The organism is Lysinibacillus sp. NPDC092081, from assembly GCF_044755845.1.
Taxonomy (GTDB): domain Bacteria; phylum Bacillota; class Bacilli; order Bacillales_A; family Planococcaceae; genus Lysinibacillus.
On the sequence record NZ_JBIVRU010000002.1, the window covers coordinates 447411 to 465501 of the forward strand.

The 18091-nt window shown below is 34.1% G+C and carries 19 protein-coding genes and 1 pseudogene; 12 read left to right on the plus strand and 8 right to left on the minus strand.

Going from position 1 to position 18091, the window contains the following annotated elements:
- Positions 1-170: 170 nt before the first annotated feature.
- Positions 171-332: a YjcZ family sporulation protein gene (locus ACIQLB_RS06950; protein ID WP_400722822.1), complete on the minus strand. Its 162-nt coding sequence runs from the start codon at positions 330-332 to the stop codon at positions 171-173.
- 644 nt (positions 333-976) lie between these two features.
- Between ACIQLB_RS06950 and ACIQLB_RS06955 the strand changes: the two genes are divergently transcribed.
- From ACIQLB_RS06955 to ACIQLB_RS06965, 3 genes are all read left to right on the plus strand, one after another.
- Complete coding sequence (locus ACIQLB_RS06955) at positions 977-1708, plus strand: alpha/beta hydrolase (protein ID WP_400722825.1); 732 nt, start codon at positions 977-979, stop codon at positions 1706-1708.
- 345 nt (positions 1709-2053) lie between these two features.
- Entirely contained in the window at positions 2054-2296 is a 243-nt protein-coding gene (locus tag ACIQLB_RS06960; protein ID WP_400722828.1) for an NUDIX domain-containing protein, read from the plus strand.
- Between the two features lie 2 nt (positions 2297-2298).
- Entirely contained in the window at positions 2299-2751 is a 453-nt protein-coding gene (locus ACIQLB_RS06965) for a GNAT family N-acetyltransferase (protein WP_400722831.1), read from the plus strand.
- 219 nt (positions 2752-2970) lie between these two features.
- On the opposite strand, the gene ACIQLB_RS06970 is transcribed toward ACIQLB_RS06965, so the two are convergent.
- Both ACIQLB_RS06970 and ACIQLB_RS06975 read right to left on the minus strand, forming a co-directional pair.
- Positions 2971-3498, minus strand: coding sequence for a SpoIIIAH-like family protein (locus ACIQLB_RS06970; protein WP_400722834.1), 528 nt, complete (start codon positions 3496-3498; stop codon positions 2971-2973).
- A 314-nt stretch (positions 3499-3812) separates the two neighbouring features.
- Positions 3813-4847: a YdcF family protein gene (locus ACIQLB_RS06975; RefSeq protein ID WP_400722837.1), complete on the minus strand. Its 1035-nt coding sequence runs from the start codon at positions 4845-4847 to the stop codon at positions 3813-3815.
- 243 nt (positions 4848-5090) lie between these two features.
- Here ACIQLB_RS06975 and ACIQLB_RS06980 point away from each other — a divergent pair, with 243 nt between their 5' ends.
- The gene (locus ACIQLB_RS06980; protein ID WP_400723108.1) at positions 5091-5591 is read left to right on the plus strand and encodes a GNAT family N-acetyltransferase; all 501 of its coding nucleotides are present in this window, start codon (positions 5091-5093) and stop codon (positions 5589-5591) included.
- Between the two features lie 172 nt (positions 5592-5763).
- Here ACIQLB_RS06980 and ACIQLB_RS06985 read toward each other — a convergent pair whose 3' ends face one another.
- Both ACIQLB_RS06985 and ACIQLB_RS06990 read right to left on the minus strand, forming a co-directional pair.
- On the minus strand, positions 5764-6189 hold the full coding sequence (locus ACIQLB_RS06985; RefSeq protein ID WP_400722840.1) for a GNAT family N-acetyltransferase: 426 nt from the start codon (positions 6187-6189) through the stop codon (positions 5764-5766).
- Between the two features lie 120 nt (positions 6190-6309).
- A complete protein-coding gene (locus ACIQLB_RS06990) occupies positions 6310-7179 on the minus strand; it encodes a cation diffusion facilitator family transporter (RefSeq protein ID WP_400722843.1) in 870 nt (289 codons plus the stop codon).
- A gap of 678 nt (positions 7180-7857) precedes the next feature.
- Here ACIQLB_RS06990 and ACIQLB_RS06995 point away from each other — a divergent pair.
- Positions 7858-8010, plus strand: a complete 153-nt coding sequence (locus ACIQLB_RS06995; RefSeq protein ID WP_400723110.1) for a YoaP domain-containing protein — start codon at positions 7858-7860, stop codon at positions 8008-8010.
- A gap of 432 nt (positions 8011-8442) precedes the next feature.
- Entirely contained in the window at positions 8443-9435 is a 993-nt protein-coding gene (locus ACIQLB_RS07000) for a zinc-dependent alcohol dehydrogenase family protein (RefSeq protein ID WP_400722846.1), read from the plus strand.
- A 92-nt stretch (positions 9436-9527) separates the two neighbouring features.
- Here the strand turns inward: ACIQLB_RS07000 and ACIQLB_RS07005 are convergent, their stop codons facing one another.
- Positions 9528-10523, minus strand: a complete 996-nt coding sequence (locus ACIQLB_RS07005; protein ID WP_400722849.1) for a PLP-dependent cysteine synthase family protein — start codon at positions 10521-10523, stop codon at positions 9528-9530.
- Positions 10524-10962: 439 nt separating this feature from the next.
- Here ACIQLB_RS07005 and ACIQLB_RS07010 point away from each other — a divergent pair, with 439 nt between their 5' ends.
- Positions 10963-12408 (plus strand): DEAD/DEAH box helicase, encoded by a 1446-nt coding sequence (locus ACIQLB_RS07010; RefSeq protein ID WP_400722853.1) that lies wholly within the window; start codon positions 10963-10965, stop codon positions 12406-12408.
- Between the two features lie 432 nt (positions 12409-12840).
- Here ACIQLB_RS07010 and ACIQLB_RS07015 read toward each other — a convergent pair.
- Together ACIQLB_RS07015 and ACIQLB_RS07020 are read right to left on the minus strand one after the other, a co-directional pair.
- Positions 12841-13678, minus strand: a pseudogene (locus ACIQLB_RS07015) (PLP-dependent cysteine synthase family protein).
- Positions 13679-13701: 23 nt separating this feature from the next.
- On the minus strand, positions 13702-13827 hold the full coding sequence (locus ACIQLB_RS07020) for a hypothetical protein (RefSeq protein ID WP_400722856.1): 126 nt from the start codon (positions 13825-13827) through the stop codon (positions 13702-13704).
- Positions 13828-14345: 518 nt separating this feature from the next.
- Here ACIQLB_RS07020 and ACIQLB_RS07025 point away from each other — a divergent pair.
- The 5 genes from ACIQLB_RS07025 (at position 14346) to ACIQLB_RS07045 (ending at position 18068) form a co-directional block, all read left to right on the plus strand.
- Entirely contained in the window at positions 14346-15104 is a 759-nt protein-coding gene (locus ACIQLB_RS07025; RefSeq protein WP_400722859.1) for a formate/nitrite transporter family protein, read from the plus strand.
- 295 nt (positions 15105-15399) lie between these two features.
- The gene (locus ACIQLB_RS07030; protein WP_400722862.1) at positions 15400-15603 is read left to right on the plus strand and encodes a hypothetical protein; all 204 of its coding nucleotides are present in this window, start codon (positions 15400-15402) and stop codon (positions 15601-15603) included.
- Positions 15604-15885: 282 nt separating this feature from the next.
- Entirely contained in the window at positions 15886-16311 is a 426-nt protein-coding gene (locus tag ACIQLB_RS07035; protein WP_400722865.1) for a GatB/YqeY domain-containing protein, read from the plus strand.
- Positions 16312-16460: 149 nt separating this feature from the next.
- Positions 16461-17039: a TetR/AcrR family transcriptional regulator gene (locus ACIQLB_RS07040; RefSeq protein WP_400722868.1), complete on the plus strand. Its 579-nt coding sequence runs from the start codon at positions 16461-16463 to the stop codon at positions 17037-17039.
- A gap of 75 nt (positions 17040-17114) precedes the next feature.
- On the plus strand, positions 17115-18068 hold the full coding sequence (locus tag ACIQLB_RS07045) for an SDR family NAD(P)-dependent oxidoreductase (protein ID WP_400722871.1): 954 nt from the start codon (positions 17115-17117) through the stop codon (positions 18066-18068).
- The last annotated feature ends 23 nt before the right edge of the window (positions 18069-18091 follow it).

The window sequence follows — 18091 nt, forward strand, 5'->3', positions numbered from 1 at the left end:
ATATGTCTAACTTTTTTGGATCAGATCAATAGTAGTTATCTGTTTTATATCTTCGTACCATCAAGTGAATCTGCTGAACATTTTGGAAAAAGAACGATTAAAGGGTCACCAGGCTAGGAGCGACCCTTTGTCATAAGGTGGCAAAGGGCAGGTAGATTAGCATTGAAAAATTAACAATCTTCTCTATTTAGGAAAGTAGCGCCAATTATAATCAAAAGAATAAATAGGACAACAATTAGAGCGAACGTTGAACCAGTGCCACGATTATAGCCACCGCCACAGCCACAGGAATAAGAATTATTAAAGTTACCTACATTTCCATAGTATCCCATAAAAATCCCTCCTTTCTACAATATATAATATGTTAGTTGTAGAGAAGAAGTGGGATATTCATCCATCCAACAATAGCATAAAAAATTAATCAATCCAGTTATATTTTTGTGGGATAAGACAATAAAAAAGGTCACTTGGGATTGGAGTGACCCTTAATACAAAAGGAGGATAATTGCTTTACATTACTATTACTATGAAGTAAAAGTTATTTTGTATAGTGAATAGCCTGTGAAATATATTAAAAATAAATACTGTAGTGAATTAAAATACTGTAGCTTATTTTTAGCTTCTGCTGAAAGAAGTTAAATTTCTTGTCTATATTATCTGAAATCGCAGCACCCAAGCTGCTAATATAGGAGTGGGTATAGTATATTCATTTGTAAAAATTCCACTTTATCCAGTAGCACGCGAAACTTGCTGAATGAGCGAAATACACAGACATTAAAAACCCCTTATAGGATTTTCATTAGCTAGTTCCATACATTAAGAGCGTTTTGTGCCATTTTACAACAGGCATAATGAGATTAGCGTGATGGTCTTCCACAATCTATAAATAATAGATCGGGTACATTGGATAATTGGCTACTTTGGTAAAGTATCTTTATACTGAGAATTAGTCTTTATGAAGAAAGGTTTTGGTTTTATGATAAAGATACTTCCTGCTAAAGAAATTTACCTAAAAGGTGATAATCACGCTGTATTACTTTTACATTCGTTTACAAGTCATACTAGAGATATGAAGAAGGTTGCTATTGAAATTCATAAAAAAGGTTACACCTGCTATGCACCACTTTACCGAGGACATGGGTGTGCTCCAGAACAGTTACTACAATATAACGTAAATGACTGGTGGCATGATGTTGTGAATTCATATCAATTTTTAATTAGCGAGGGGTTCCAAAAAATTTCTGTTATAGGTTTGTCTATAGGCGGGATATTTACATTGAAACTTGCAGAGGTAGAAAAAATAGAGCGAGCAATTGTATTATCAGTACCAATCGATAGGGAGCCAGAACGACTCAAAAAAAGAATTATTAATTACGCATACAATTACAAAAAAGTAGAGGGGAAGTCTACATTTCAAATTTCTCAAGAAATTGATACGTTTAATCAAATGTCCTTAGATACATTAATTGTATTTCAACAATTCATTAAGTCTACCATTCAAAATCTTGATAAAGTATCAGTTCCAATTGCAATTTTTTATGGTGAACAAGACGATAAATTGTACTCATATAGCGCTAATGTTATTTATAATAATGTCAATTCATATGTAAAAAAGATTAAAGGTTATAAAGAATCCAAGCATTTAATGACATTAGGTAAAGATCAAGAAGAACTAGTAAATGACATTTTGGAATTTTTTAATTGTTGAAGAAGAAATTATTTGTAATCTCTATAAAAAGACCACTTCAAATGATAGGATCTGTTTGTTTATATTCTCTATCACCCAGCTGTATGTAGAAAATAAAGCTCGGCGAAATCAAATTATTACTAAATAAAATTAAATTTTAAAGCTTTTCTGTATTGGTACTTTATCGCATTCAAATAGGGAGTTTGCAGAAAAAGTCCCTCGGGGAAGGGGCAAATAAAAGTGGCTATATGGTGCGTAGATAGGAAAGAATCTATTTTTACAATGTAAACGGAAAAATTCAAGCTTAAACTAGCTATTAGATTAAATATTTTATTTAATTTCAGTAGTGACACAGGGGTGTTTTAATTGAGTGAAATTCCAATAAGATGTACAGGAGTTGCAACAGTTTTATTAAAAAGAATAGAAAATGAATATAAAGTTTTACTCTTAAAAAGAGCTACTGCGGTGTTACGTGATGCATGGTGTTACATTGGAGGTGGGATTGAAAAAGACGAAAGCGCTTGGGAAGCGGCTTTAAGGGAAATAAAAGAGGAAACTGGAATTGAAAAAGTTACATTATATACATCTAATAAATTGGAGAAGATATAAAAATGCAAAATACAATTCGTACGTTAACACCTGAGGATATAGAGCAAGCATCAAAGGTTTTTACAAGTGTTTTTAATGCTGCTCCTTGGAATGAACCATGGAGTTTACAAACATCTTATAAACGATTGTTAGACATAAGTATGACTCCAGGATACATAGGAATCGGTTATTTTCATTCTGATGGTCAAATGAATGGATTTTTAGTTGGAAATGAAGAGCAATGGGCAGACAGTAAGAGCTTTTACATAAATGAAATCTGCGTATTAAATAATATTCAACAAAACGGGGTTGGCTCAAATTTACTAAAACATTTAGAGGATATCCTTATAAAGGAGAAAGTTGAGGCAGTTTATTTATCAACAGAGAGAGGTAAAGGTAAACCAGAATTATTTTTCAAAAAGAATGGATTTGAGACAAACGAGTCGCGAATTTTGATGAAAATGAACCTAAATTGAGTTTAATTAAATCCCAAAAGTCCACACGATGGAGTCTGTCTGTATAAATTCCCCATCATTTCCTCACCAAATGAAGAAAATGAAGCTTGATAAAATCGAATTATCATTGTTTAAGAGGGAGGGGGCTGCAGCGTCTTAGAAATCGGTATGTCCACTATAAAAAAATCCTCCGTAACGCTGTTTTTCGTAAATAAAATGAAGACCCCTTTTTTCTATTTTTTAATAATTATTTACACCGAATTTTACTTGCACATTTGCATCCTCGCATTCTTTTTTTACCAGATAGATAATTTCATTTGCTCGAGATTTGGATAATTCATTTGCCACTACCGTTACAGAAACGTCTTCACCTTCTATTCGTACTAAAGCATCGGGAAAGCCTAATGATTTAATTTGCATCTCAAGTATTGCCTCTGTAGATTCTTCTTTATTGAGAGTATCAATTTCAATAGACGCCGTATTTTGTTCGTCAACAAAATACTCATCTGACGTTATTTTTTGTGTTAACTTTTGGCGAAGTTGGTTTCTTTCGTTATTAACTTGTAGGCGTGTTTCTTCAAATAAAGGGCTAGAAGATACTGCCTTAGTAACAGCCTGTATTGCAGCTTTTTGATCTGCATCTACAGACAAGGTGATATCCTTATCCTCTTTTGATTGTTTTGGTGAATCCATCAAATAAAACACTGAAATAACCGCTACTAGAGTTAATAATGCAAGTAACCAAGACGATTTTCTTTGTAGGTGCATTCACTGTCACTCCCTCAATAAATTTGGTTAAACACCACTATTCAACTTTTCAATGTCTGTTTTTATGAGAAATTTATTTATAAATATGCTGAAAGTTAAACGAAAACAACTCATTTTGTCCGTCTGATTTGTCGAAGCCGTTTTAAATTATCTAAATTAAGCTTGTCTTCGCATTTAAAGTAGGTGCTATGTACGAAAGTATTGTTCATGTCCCGTTTGTGGCTACAGGGGAAAAATGTTTATTGTCAACAACTAATAAAAGGGTACTAGATTTATGAATCAGTACCCTTTTATTGATTATTTTTTTCATCTAACTATAAGAATAATAAGCCAAATAAAGAAAGGAGTAGAGAAATTCCGAGGATTGTCCCAACAACTTTCATATGTCTTTTTCGCCCCATTACAACAATTGCAACATATTCACGAACCATTGCGTTGGGCCAATAATAAAATGCTGTTTTTGAGCCGATACCTTGGCTATTCAGGCCAGCTTGTCTAGCGTATAGACCAGCACGGAAAAGATGGAAATTATTTGTTGTAAAGATGCTGTTGTGTGTACCATCTGGTTTTAAAGAATCCATAATTCGTTTCGAAAATAACAGATTTTGATCTGTATTTACAGAACGATTTTCTTGCACAGTATGCTCAATAGGAATGCCTTTTTCAACAGCGTATTTTTGCATCGCTTCCGCTTCAGGCAGATTTTCATCGGGACCTTGTCCGCCAGAGAAAATAATTGTTGGTGGTGCGGTAACTGCTGCTTGTTTCTGATAAAAATCAATAGCTTTATTAATTCTACTTGCAAGAAGTGGTGGTACTTTATCGTTAATTAAACCACTGCCTAGTACGATGATAAAATCTTGGTTATACTTTGGTTTATTAAACTGATAGAGGAAATATGCAGATAGAAAGTTTGATAAATGAATCAAGAAATAAAACATTATAAGCGAAATTCCACCAAAAACAGGCTGAAATATATTAGATAACAAACTGGATGGACTAATAATAGGCATGACAATAAATAATAAAATAATAATAGCTACAATTAAAGTTAAGGAATTTGCTAGGCGTCTTCCCTCTCTTTCCATTAAAATTCTTGCATTAAGAAATAGGCCGAACATTAAAGCTACAATTCCAAATGGTATAATAAAGAAAAGTGCTATTAAAGGAATAATAACTAAAAGCTTTATAGTATTGTTTTCAGATGCTAAAGAAACAATCGTACAAAATAAAAGAAATGAACAGAAAAAAATATTAAATAAAAAGCCATTTACTATCTTTCTGGGATCTTTCACGTAAGAATACAGAAAAATAAAAAATAGGATAAGTGGAATAATCCCAAAATACATAAAAAACCTACACCTCGCCTATATAGTATTGATCGTTTTATTTTAAACTCCTATATATTAGCATAGATTTTTGAAATTACATCCTTTTTACGTAATCCTTACATAAACCTAAAAAAATATTGTTAATTGCACATACAAATTAGAAGAAATTTATATTTCTTTGCAAGTCTGGAGCGAATTCTTCTAAACTTAAAATAAGGAAAAGCCATTCACATTTTGAAGGAGGGAACAATATTGATAATTATGGAAACAGAAAGGTTAGAATTACGAGAACTAAACGATGATGATATTTCTGTCCTTTATTCAATTTTTTCAGATGCTGAAACAATGAAATATTATCCATCACCATTTAGTTTAGAACAAACTAAAAATTGGATTGAAAAAAATAAAAAAAGATATCAAGAAGATGGTTATGGTTTATGGGCTGTATGTTTAAAAGAATCGAATGAATTAATTGGAGATTGTGGCCTCGTTAAACAAATAGTTGATGGAAAAGCTGAAGTGGAAGTGGGCTACCATATTCATAAAAAATATTGGTCTCAAGGTTATGCAACTGAGGCAGCTAAAGGTTGTGTGGAATATGGATTTTCACAGTTAGGACAAGAAAAATTAATAAGTATTATTGACCCTGAAAATGGATCATCAATTCGTGTGGCTGAAAAAAATAGTTTTATGAAGGAGAAGGAGTCATTTATTTTTAATAAAATTCATCATATATATGCAGTACAATTATTAGAAACTTAATTGATGATAATCGAATATTTAGTACTTGAAAATTAGTTGTAATTGTAAAAAATAATAAAAATTAAGTGATTACAATTACAACTTTTTGATATTTTATATAAAGAATTTTTCATTAATTTTCGTGCTTATAAACATATTCTACATTCAAGAGTTACAAGGAAATTTTGTAATCCTATGAAAGATCCTTTTTTAAATAATAGTGCTGATGATCCCTGCCGACATTGTCCAATGTACCGTAGATTTGATATCCGTGGTTTTGATAAAAATCTAAAGCCTGAAAACTTAAAGTATCGACCTTTATGAAGTCACATTTGTTATTTAAAGCAATTTGTTCGATTTCTAATAACAATTTAGATCCATGGCCTAATCCACGAATATCCTCATCGATCATAAGTGTATGTATCTCTAACCAATTCCAACAAATTTCCCCCAATATGCCACCACGGATTTGATCATTTTCATCTGTAAGGAAGAGGTTGATTTCTTGATATCTGCCTCTTAAATCTTTTGGGAAATGTTTCAAATTGTATTCGTAAAGCTTATTATTAATAAAAGACCTTTTACGTTCATTTTGCTCTTGTGAGATTTTGTATTGCATATATTTTTTCCTCCTCTTTTATAATGGGATATTTCGTTTTAATTATTAAATTTAACTATATTTTGCAATTATACAAATGACCAGGTACTTTAAAAAATAAAGACCTGGTCATTTTGCAAATCATTCATTTATTTTCTCATTCTCTGGTTCTAAGTGAATAAGAATATGGGCTTGATGAAAAAGGTTATTAATCTTTTCTTCAATACGATCACATAAATTATGAACGGTTTCAATGCTTTCATTTGATGCTACGACTAAATGGAAATCGATGTATTCTTCCGCACCAGAGCGTCTAGTTCGGAAATCGTGAAACTCAATGTATTCATCTTTAAATGCTTCAATAATTTCAATAATTTGTTCTTCCTCTTCTTTTGATAATCGTGCATCCATTAATGGAGGAAATGTTTCTTTCATCAGTTTGAAAGCTTCCATCATAATATAACATGCTAATATAATACCGATTATTGGATCTAAAATATACCAGCCTGTTAAATGGACAATCAATAAACTCAAGGCAACACCCAATGATGTATAGACATCTGTAAGTAGATGCAGTGCATTTGATTTCATGGCAACAGAGTTAATATTTTTTGCAGTTCTATAAACAATCCTTGATACAACAAAATTAATCAAGGCGCCAAATAACATGACCAGTATTCCTAAAACTGGAAGTTTGACTGGTGTGGGAGTGATAATTTTATTAATACATTCATAAATAATCCAAATCCCAGCAACAAAAATTAAAATTGTTTCAATTGTTCCTGAAATATTTTCAACCTTTCCATGTCCATAGGGGTGCTCTTTATCAGCTGGTTTACTGGAAATTCGTACGGAGAGAAAGGCAATAAAAGAGGCGAGTAAGTCTAACAAAGAATGGATTGCCTCCGACAAAATTGCTACTGATCCAGTGAACAATCCAACGATAATTTTTAATATGACAACAGTAGAATTACTTAAAACTGATAAAAATGCAATTTTTGATGAATTCACTTCAAATTACCTCCTGATAAATATAAACCTATGATACCAAGTAAACTTTGAGTGGGTCTATAGCAACGTTTTTTCCCAATTCCCATTAAATAACTAGTGTGAAAAAAAGTTGCTTAAGGGAAAATGTATAAACAACTTTAACAAAAATTCATACCACAAAAAAACAGAGTGAACAGGGCATGGACTTGGGATTAAGACTTAAGCTAATTAAGCAAGAGAAGAATTCATGACTATATTATGTGTAGAGGCGCTAAGGTTAATCTCTACATACGGAATTAAAGTGCTAAATTTAACAGAATATCAAGGATTTGATATCTGTATAGTTTTCAAGTGTTCACTTTTTTGCTGTGAAATCTAGGTGATAGTTAATGAAAAAGAAAAGGAATTGCTATACATTTTCTACATCCGATATAATAAAATAGTGGTACCAAATTGGTCAGTAAAGAGGCTGATGGTAAAGTGGATTATATTCAAATTACTAGGAACAAGGAACAATATTGAACAGGAACATATATGTTGCGCTCATGGTGGGAAGCAATATGAGGGAGCGGTAAAAGAAAAACACGTTGCTGCCGCTACGCTTTCGCGCAAAAAACATCTGCAAGCCTAAGCATAAAGCCGGTTCCGAACGCAATTATACCGTGGCATAATTGATAAAATATAGCAGCGAAAAGGGGCATTCTTTTTCATGCATGTCAACTAATGACGAAAGATGAAGCGAAGAATGCACCTATCATATGGACTACCTTTGGACTGTTTTACAATGGTCAGTTCATTACACATGAAATTATGAGTGCAAACAAGTTAAAAAAATTATTAAATACATTATGAGTAGGAAATTTATCTGCTTTTCATGAATTTTAATATTAGAGCAAATAAACAAATACCTCCAAAAGAACCTAGAGTAAACGACCAAGAAAAATAATCGAAAAAGATGTATGCAATTAATAGTGCAAGCAAATAGCCGAGAGCGGTGCCCAGCAATTGTTTTTTGATATTCAACGATCTCACTCCTTACTGCGTGATAGTTAATATACTTATTTATATTTTATAGAAATATTAGGTAAATATCCATAAGAATCAGGATGAAAGGAAGGTGGACATCAGTTTTGAAAATTAGCAGACAGTATGCAGAACAGCTGCTCGTTTAAAGTCAGATTGGTGAAGACTAATAATCATTGGGGATGAAGAAAAGCCCCTTAAAGTCTCACTTAATGAGCCGTTACATAAAAGTTATTATCAATCATAAAGGAGTTACATTTTTTGAAAGCAAAAAGTATTAAATTGTATGAATTTGGAAGCCCTCGGGAGGTTTTGAAGTTTGAAAATAAAACGATTAAACCTCCTGAAGAACAAGAAATCCTTGTTCGAATGTTGGCACGACCTATTAATCCTTCTGATTTAATACCAATATGGGGGAAGTATGCTCATCGAATTTCTTTACCAACTATTCCTGGCTATGAAGGAGTAGGTATTGTAGAGGATGTAGGTCCGTATGTTTCTCAAAATCTTATCGGAAAGCGTGTACTACCTTTACGTGGAGAAGGGACTTGGCAGGAAATTGTAAAAACAAGTGCAGAATTTGCAGTACCCATTCCCGATTCCATTGATGATTTTACCGCAGCGCAAATGTATATCAACCCAATGACAGCTTGGGTAACTTGTACTGACATATTACAATTGCAGCCAAATGATGTTTTACTAGTGAATGCTTGTGGGTCCGCAATTGGACACATTTTTGCTCAGCTAGCAAAATTGTTAGGTTTTCAGTTAATCGCGGTTACGAGAAATAATAGACATACTGAAGATTTAATTCAGCTTGGCGCTTCCTATGTAATAGATACTTCAGTAGCACCGCTCTATGAGACAGTAATGGAGCTAACAAATGGTAGGGGGGCTGATGCTGCTATTGATTCTATCGGGGGGACAGCAGGTAATGATCTTGCCTTCTGTTTGAAATCGGAAGGGAATTTCTTAGCTATTGGTCTTTTATCAGGTGTGCAAGTGAATTGGCAAAGAATCGTTAAAGAGGCAAATGTAAAGGCAAATATGTTCCATTTACGTCATTGGAACAAGCAAGTCTCGGTAGAAAGATGGCAAGGTACATTTCATCACTTAATCAATCTAGTTAATAGTGGTAAGTTAAAAATGATGGCAGTGGATTCACATTATGATTTGTTAGACATTAAAAATGCGATAACGGCTGTTGAATCGTCTAAAACCACTAAGGGAAAGGTTTTCTTAACAAGCTATTAATATGAACGAAGGGTAATTAATTTTACCCTTCGTTTTTTTAGGGTGTCTATAATAGTGCGCTACTCTAAGTACAATCTCTCTAGCGCTTGTTTTTAAAATAAATCTGTTGATAAATATCGTAGACCAGTATCGGGGAGGATAACGACAATCCTTTTTCCTTTGTTCTCGGGACGTTTTGCGAGAGCTGTGGCGGCAAATAAAGCAGCGCCTGATGATGTACCTACTAATAGACCATCTGATTTCGCAACAGCGCGTGCAGCCTCATAAGCTTGTGCAGTTTCCACCTCGAGTACTTCATCAATTATTTCTAAATGAACATTCGATGGTACACGAGCCTCGTCAGCATCGGAGAAGCGGTGAACACCTGTGATTTCAATAATATCTGGATTATCGACTGTTGCAATGGAATTAACAGCAGGCTCTACACCAATGATCTGAATATCTGGATTTTTAGATTTTAAGTATGCACCAGCACCACTTATCGTACCACCTGTACCAATTGCTGCCACAAAAATATCAATTTGTCCGTCTGTATCCTCCCAAATTTCAGGGCCAGTGGTTAACTTATGAATATTTGGATTGGCATCATTATCAAGCTGATTTAAAAACACAACATTTTCTTCTTGTTCAACGACTGTTTCTCGAAATACTTTGATCGTTTCAACAAAGTCACCATCCGTTTCCTCGAAGGCAGCTACCATTTCCGGGACATCTGAAAAAGGTACAACCTCTGTTCCGTATGCCTTAACGACCTTTGTACGCTCTTCACTTACACCATCTTGCATGTAAATTCGAAGCTTATAGCCTTTTGCAGCTGCAATTGCTGCTAGACCAATACCAGTATTGCCACTGGTTGTTTCGATTATCATTTTATCTTTTGTCAAAACACCACGAGCTTCAGCGTCCTCAATCATCGCTTTAGCAACGCGGTCCTTCACACTATTAGCAGGATTAAAATACTCTAGCTTTACAATAATTTCGGTTTCTAGCTGTTGCTCTTTTACATACTGATTTAATGCTAAAAGTGGTGTATGACCGATTAACTCTGTAATAGATTGTTTGATCTTATTAGTTACAATTTGACCCATCTCAATCAACCCCTTGTCTTTTACCTATTAAACAAACATGTTTTATAGGAATTTATGGAATCATATCACGATAAATCCTTATAATCAATAAAATTCCAGATAGAAAGATTGAATATAGTAATAGAAAAAAATAATTAATTAAATTTGCTAATACAACGTCCTTCTTTTATGAATAGGTATTATGTAAGTGCACTATATATGTCATGATCTATCTATTCAAAATGCAAGGACTGGATCATTTTATCTGTTCAAATTGTAAATATTTTCGCAGAAGAATGTCTGAGAAAGCCTAATGAATAGAAGGTAACCTGATAATTCGGTAAGTTGCAATAACTTCGAGAGTAGTTATTATTCACTTTCGTATGTATAATGGGAGTCTATGTTAGGTAATTATCTTTCAGAAATAGTAAAAATAATCGAACATAAATGAGGCTTAATGATGAGTAAAAAAAGGTTTAAGGATTATGAATTAAGTAATGAAATAATAATGGCACTGGATAGCTTAGGATATGAACAACCAACAGAAGTTCAGAGTAAGGTCATTCCGTTAGCATTAGCAAAAACAGATCTTGTTGTAAAATCACAAACAGGTAGTGGGAAAACTGCATCTTACGGGATTCCAATTTGTGAAGCCATTGATTGGCTAGAAAACAAACCACAAGCCTTAGTGTTAACTCCGACAAGGGAGCTTGCTGTTCAAGTAAAAGAAGATTTTACGAATATTGGCAGACTGAAGCGCATTAAAGCAACAGCGGTTTATGGAAAACAGCCGATTGCCATTCAAAAAACAGAACTAAAGCAAAAAACACATGTTGTTGTTGGTACGCCGGGACGCATGTTAGATCATATTGAAAGAGGCACGCTTGTCTTAGACAAAATACGTTATCTTGTCATTGATGAGGCGGACGAAATGTTGAATATGGGGTTCATAGAACAAGTCGAAGCCATTATTAAACAAGTGCCTCAAAATCGTGTGACGATGTTATTTTCAGCTACGTTGCCAGAGAAGGTAAAAGACTTAGCTCTTAAATATATGAAAACACCTACTGATGTAGAAATTCAAGCTACGGGATTAACAACAGATAAAATTGACCATTCCCTTTACGTAGTGGATGAGGAGCTAAAACTATCCCTGCTGCGCAAAGTTACGATTGTTGAAAATCCAGATAGCTGTATCATTTTTTGCCGCACAAAGGATAGAGTCGATACGTTATGTGAGCAGTTAATCAATTTCGGATATAGCTGCGATAAAATTCATGGCGGTATGATACAGGATGCACGACTTGAAGTGATGAATGATTTTAAAAGAGGCGATTTTAGATATTTAGTTGCCACAGATGTAGCGGCTCGAGGGATTGATATTGATAATATCACACATGTCATTAACTATGATTTGCCATTAGAAAAAGAAAGTTACGTGCATCGAACGGGAAGAACTGGACGAGCAGGTCTAAAAGGGAAAGCAATTACGCTTGTAACGCCGTTTGAAGATCGTTTTTTAAGTGAAATTGAAGACTATATTGGTTTTAAAATTCCAAATGAAGTAGTGCCAACTGAAGAAGATGCTTTAAAAAAGAAAGCAGCTTTTGAAGCGAAAATGGATATTGAACCAACCCTGAAAAAGGCGAAAAGTGAAAAGCTGAACGAGCAAATCATGAAGCTATATTTTAATGGTGGTAAGAAAAAGAAGCTAAGAGCTGTAGACTTCGTCGGGACGATTGCCAAAATCGATGGTGTAACAGTCGAGGATATAGGCATAATTACCATTACAGATGCTTTTACTTATGTAGAAATATTAAATGATAAAGGCCCGATTGTTTTAAAAAACATGAAGAAAACGACAATCAAAGGTAAGTTATTGAAAGTATATGAAGCCAATAAGTAGTAAGCGGTAAGTTTTGATAGAGTTGAGGGTCAAGTGGAAAAGGTGCTTGCCTTTATATTGAAGTTAGTAAGAAAACAACAGCCAGTTCGCGGTATTTCACCGGGGACTGGCTGTTTATTTTGTTGAATATTAATTGGACGCTGAATCTCGAAGTATATACTTTTTACAATAAGTACTTAAACCCAATTTAACCCAATTGATGTGATATTTTATGTTTTTTTTAAAAATCATCTTGAAAATGGCTCTACACCAAAATCTGTTCTTGAATCAGTATAATAAAAACACATGGAACGGAGTACGGCGACTCCAGCGGAAACAATTATGCCGAGACATAATTGATCAAGTTATTAATATGAATGAAGGGTAATTTATTTTACCCTTCGTTTTTTATTGGGTGTAATTCTAATGCGCTATTCTTCGGTGCGCTTGTTTCTAAAATAAACCTGTTGATAAATATCGCAGACCAGTATCGGGTAGGATAACGACAATCCGTTTTGCTTTGTTCTTTGGACGTTTTGTAAGAGCTGTGGCGGCAAATAAAGCAGCACCTGATGAAGTACCTACTAATAGACCGTCTGATTTCGCAACTGCGCGTGCAGCCTCATAAGCCTGTGCAGTTTCTACCTCGAGTACTTCATCAATTATTTCTAAATGAACATTCGACGGTACACGAGCCTCGTCAGCATCGGAGAAGCGGTGAACACCTGTGATTTCAATGATATCTGGATTATCGACTGTTGCAATGGAATTAACAGCAGGCTCCACACCAATGATCTGGATTTTTAGATTTTAAGTATGCACCAGCGCCACTAATCGTACCACCTGTGCCGATTGCTGCCACAAAGATATCAATTTGTCCGTCTGTATCCTCCCAAATTTCAGGACCAGTGGTTAACTTATGAACATTTGGGTTGGCATCATTATCTAGCTGATTTAAAAACACAACATTTTCTTCTTGTTCAACGACCGTTTCTCGAAATACTTTAATCGTTTCAACAAAGTCACCCTCTGTTTCCTCAAAGGCAGCTACCATTTCTGGGACATCTGAAAAAGGTAAAACCTCCGTTCCATATGCCTTAACTGCCTTTGTACGCTCTTCACTTACACCATCCTGCATGTAAATTCGAAGCTTATAGCCTTTTGCAGCTGCAATTGCTGCTAGACCAATACCAGTATTGCCACTGGTTGTTTCGATTATCGTTTTATCCTTTGTCAATACACCACGAGCTTCAGCATCCTCAATCATTGCTTTAGCAACACGGTCCTTCATACTATTAGCAGGATTAAAATACTCTAGTTTACGATAATTTCTGCTTCCAGTTGATGCTCTTTTACATACTGGTTTAATGCTAAAAGTGGTGTATGACCGATTAATTCTGTAATAGATTGTTTAATCTTATTAGTTACGATTTGCCCCATCCCAATCAATCCCTTTAATTTAACCTACTTAACAAACTTGTTTTGTAGGAATTGATTCGGATCATATCAATATAAATCCATATAAGCAATAAAATCACTAATAGAAGTATTAAATGTAGCAATAGAAAAAAATAATTAATCAAATCTACAAATTAATTTTTTCTTGGTTTAGTAATGCGAGAAATACGAATTATTATTGACAATGCTTCTATGCAAAAGCGAGAAGCCCGAAACACAAATTGATGTCTCCTCAGAAAGAAATTTCTGGATAATATTGGATTAACTATCCCTTTTTAATACCAATGAACTAAACCTAAAGTAATCTTTAAAGTGCATGAAAATATGTATATTTGGAGGAATTTACTTTAAATTTGCTAAATAATGATATTTTGGAATAATATTTGTTAAAATGTAACTCTTGTATATAAGTTGGTTAGAGTGAAAATTGGATGATTACTTGAGATCAGCGTTAAAAATAAGTTATTAATTTAGCTTGATGTTGTTTGGGAGATGAAAGTATGAAAGAGGCAATTTCTTCAGTTTGTATAACAGCTGAAACAAAAATTAAAATGATGAAGCAAAAGCCTGCTAATTATTTATTGTTAGCTATTTTTGGCGGGCTTTTTATCGGATTTGGTATTTTGCTCATCGTTACTATTGGCGGATTATTCAGTCCAGCTGGGGTACCGAGTATGAAGGTCGTACAAGGATTAGCATTCGGTGTGGCACTTAGCATGGTCATGCTGGCTGGAGCAAATTTATTTACTGGTGATAATCTAGTTTTAACGGTTAGTACACTATCAAAAAAATCATCACCATTAGAGATGTTAGGCATTTGGACGTTTAGTTACATAGGAAATTTCTTTGGTTCGCTTTTAGCAGCCACATTATTTTTTTACTCGGGGCTAGCAGTGGGAGACACAGCAGCTTACATTGAAAAACTGGCTACAGCTAAGATGAGTGCTAGTTTCGTTGAACTTTTATGTCGAGGTATTTTATGTAATTTGCTAGTATGCTTGGCAGTATGGTGTACCTATAAATTAAAAACAGAGACGGCAAAATTAGCGATGATTTTTTGCTGTATTTTCCCTTTTGTCACAATTGGATTTGAGCATAGTATAGCAAATATGACATTGTTTTCCCTTGCTCTCTTAATACCTCATGGTGAACTCGTATCGTTTGCTGGAGCCATTTCAAATTTATTACCTGTTACACTAGGTAATATTATTGGGGGAGCGGTTATTGGTTTTGTCTATTGGGTAAATGGCAGAGAATAATAATTCACTAGATATTGTAATCAGTATCATTTCCTTGGTTGGAGGTAATGGCAATTTAAAAAGTGATTGTAAGGTCTCTTTACATATACAAACGATTTAAAGCCTTGCGATTAAATTAACGGATGAATACTTGACAAACTTCAACTATTAATATTTTGACTTTGGAATAAATGATAGATAGAATGACAGGTAGAGTTGCTTATGTAACTCTACCTTTTTTATTTATGTCAATGTAATTAATGCTGTGAAATTAATAGATAATGGAATGAATATAAAAGAGGGGAGGAAGTCAAAAATGGAACCAGAGGTAAACCAACATACGATTCTTCAAGCAATTTTAGAGCTTTCGAAGCAAATGCAAGACATGAAATCAGATCTTCAGCAACAAATTGAAGCGGTCGAAAAGAGATTAGAAGCGAAAATCGAAGCGGTCGAAAAAAGAATAGATGAAAAAATTGAAGCAGTGGAAACAAGATTAGAAAAAGTTGAACAAAGTTAAAGTAGAAAAATTGATCTTGTAGATGCAAAATTTGAAATATTATCACTGGATTTATTAACGACAAAAGCTGAGGTATCTATGCTTAAACAAGTAAGATAGTAGCAATTATACCTTGGCATAATTGCTTCCGGGATTGGCTCTGTGTTAGCACAAAGAGTAACTTAAACCCACATTCATCTCACCACATAGTAGAAGTAGGAGATTCCTAAATTGGCTTACCGTATCCCTTAAGGTTACGGTATTTTTTTGTGGTATAATGAATGTCACGAAGGAGTGAAAACATTGTTAAAAACAGAGGTATTTGAACAATTAAAACAGGCAATGAGAGAAAAGGATGTATTAGCCAAAGGTGTATTATCGCTTTTGAAATCTGCCCTTGATTTAGCTGAAAAAGAAAAGGGAGAGGCTTTGTCGTCTGAAGAGGAAATGGCAATTATAAATCGTGAAGTGAAGCAAACAAATCAGGCTTTAGAGGGTGCTCAAAATGCAGGACGAGCTGACTTAATTGAAAAAGAGGAAGCGAAATTAGTATTATTAAAATCATTTTTACCGAAGCAATTAACTGAAGAAGAAATTGCAGAAAAACTTGTGGCAGCGGGCGTTGTAAAAGGGATGAACATGGGGGAAGCAATGAAAATTGCAAAACCTTTGTTAACTGGTCAGGCTGAAGGCGCTGTTATTTCAAAAGTTGTGAAGGGTCTTATTTGATGTCGTTAGAAACAATCTCCTACTCTCAAGTAGTAAGAGATTGTTTTTTTTAGCTCCCACATTATTTTTTCCACGCTAGAATCACTATTGCTAAAAAATGAGAACACCTATATACTAGTTGTTAACCACTGGTCAATAAGGAGGACAATATGTCGCCACGTAAGCCATCAACAAAAGATTTGACGAAAGAAATGATTATAAATGAAGCTCATAAGCAATTTATCATGAAGGATTTTCACCAAGTATCAATGCGTAGTATTGCTAAAGAGCTTGGTTGTAGTCATGGGGCTATATACTATCATTTTAAAAATAAAGCAGAAATATTTTATGCAATTTTAGGTGATTATTTTTCTGAGTTAAATAATACTTTAGATGAAAAAGTGAACGGTCCTGAAGATCATAACACTAAACTGCTCAATGTTTTTGTAGGTTATATGGCGTTTGGTTTAAATAATCAGAGCCAGTATGAATTAATGTTTATGATGAGAGATAGTGAAATTGATGGGCTTTCACAAGAGGCAGCGAACTTTAGTTATGAAAAATTTGCACAATCTGTACAGTCGTTATCAAAGACAGAGCTGTTAAATTCAGACATATATTCTACATTTATTGCTCTTCATGGATTTGTTGCACATTATCGTCATTATGTAAAAAATTATGAGGAAGCGAAAAATGCAGTGGATGTACATGCAAAATTTCTTATCAAGGCTTTAACATATAGAGAGTAGCTCTAGTAAAAAAATCTAGAGCTTTCTTTTAATAGTTATTTGACCAGTGGTTAATTAATGGAGGGGGAATTAATTTTGCAAACAGCATTAGTTATTGGGGCATCTGGTGGTATGGGTTATGCTCTAGTAAATGAACTAGTAAGTCGAAATATACAGGTGAAGGCATTTGCTAGAAATAAAGAAAAGTTAGTTGCACTTTTTCAGCATCACAAAAATGTCGAAATCATGTCGGGTGATGTATTTAATGAACAGGAAATAATGAGAGCTTCAAAAGGTGTGGATATTATTTTTCATGCTATTAGTTTTCCGTATCAGGATTGGGAAAAACTCCATAAGCGATGCTTAGATATGGTGATTAATATAGCCGAGAGGCGAGGAGCAAAGATTGTACTTGTAGATAATATTTATGCATATGGAAGACAATCGACAAACCCTGTAATAGAGCAAGCTAGAAAGGAACCACAAACGAAAAAAGGGAAAATTCGTTTAACGATGGAAAATAAATTAACAAACAGTAATGTACCCTCGTTAATTGTACATTTCCCGGATTTATACGGGCCAAATGCAGAGAATACAATACTCTATGAAACGTTAAAAAATGTAGTACAAGGTAAAAAAGCTAATTTTGTAGGAAATATGCAGGTGAAAAGGGAATTCCTTTATACAGTTGATGGCGCAAAGGCTATGGTTGAGCTTGCTTTACGAGACGACACATATAATCAGAATTGGAACGTGCCAGCCGTTCATCCAATTGCAGGGGAAGAACTAGTAAAAATTTTACGTGAAATTACAGGCTACAAAAAAGGCGTTCGTACAGTTTCTAAAGGGATGATCCGACTAATTGGAATGTTTACTCCTTCTATGAAAGAAGTGGTTGAAATGTTGTATTTAGCAGAAGAACCGGTTATTTTAAGTGGGGAAAAATACGAAAAGGAAATAGGCGCTTTACCACGTACTTCATATAGAGTAGGGCTAGAAGAAACGATTGCATGGATGAACAAGAGAGCACTAAAATTAGAGAAACTTTAAGAGTGTATAAAAAATCCGCATAA

Coding starts and splice junctions, on each gene's coding strand:
- ACIQLB_RS06950 (WP_400722822.1), bottom strand. CDS start 332: ATGGGATACTATGGAAATGTAGGTAACTTTAATAATTCTTATTCCTGT.
- ACIQLB_RS06955 (WP_400722825.1), top strand. CDS start 977: ATGATAAAGATACTTCCTGCTAAAGAAATTTACCTAAAAGGTGATAAT.
- ACIQLB_RS06965 (WP_400722831.1), top strand. CDS start 2,299: ATGCAAAATACAATTCGTACGTTAACACCTGAGGATATAGAGCAAGCA.
- ACIQLB_RS06970 (WP_400722834.1), bottom strand. CDS start 3,498: ATGCACCTACAAAGAAAATCGTCTTGGTTACTTGCATTATTAACTCTA.
- ACIQLB_RS06975 (WP_400722837.1), bottom strand. CDS start 4,847: ATGTATTTTGGGATTATTCCACTTATCCTATTTTTTATTTTTCTGTAT.
- ACIQLB_RS06980 (WP_400723108.1), top strand. CDS start 5,091: ATGGAAACAGAAAGGTTAGAATTACGAGAACTAAACGATGATGATATT.
- ACIQLB_RS06985 (WP_400722840.1), bottom strand. CDS start 6,189: ATGCAATACAAAATCTCACAAGAGCAAAATGAACGTAAAAGGTCTTTT.
- ACIQLB_RS07005 (WP_400722849.1), bottom strand. CDS start 10,523: ATGGGTCAAATTGTAACTAATAAGATCAAACAATCTATTACAGAGTTA.
- ACIQLB_RS07010 (WP_400722853.1), top strand. CDS start 10,963: ATGAGTAAAAAAAGGTTTAAGGATTATGAATTAAGTAATGAAATAATA.
- ACIQLB_RS07020 (WP_400722856.1), bottom strand. CDS start 13,827: ATGGGGCAAATCGTAACTAATAAGATTAAACAATCTATTACAGAATTA.
- ACIQLB_RS07025 (WP_400722859.1), top strand. CDS start 14,346: ATGAAAGAGGCAATTTCTTCAGTTTGTATAACAGCTGAAACAAAAATT.
- ACIQLB_RS07030 (WP_400722862.1), top strand. CDS start 15,400: ATGGAACCAGAGGTAAACCAACATACGATTCTTCAAGCAATTTTAGAG.
- ACIQLB_RS07040 (WP_400722868.1), top strand. CDS start 16,461: ATGTCGCCACGTAAGCCATCAACAAAAGATTTGACGAAAGAAATGATT.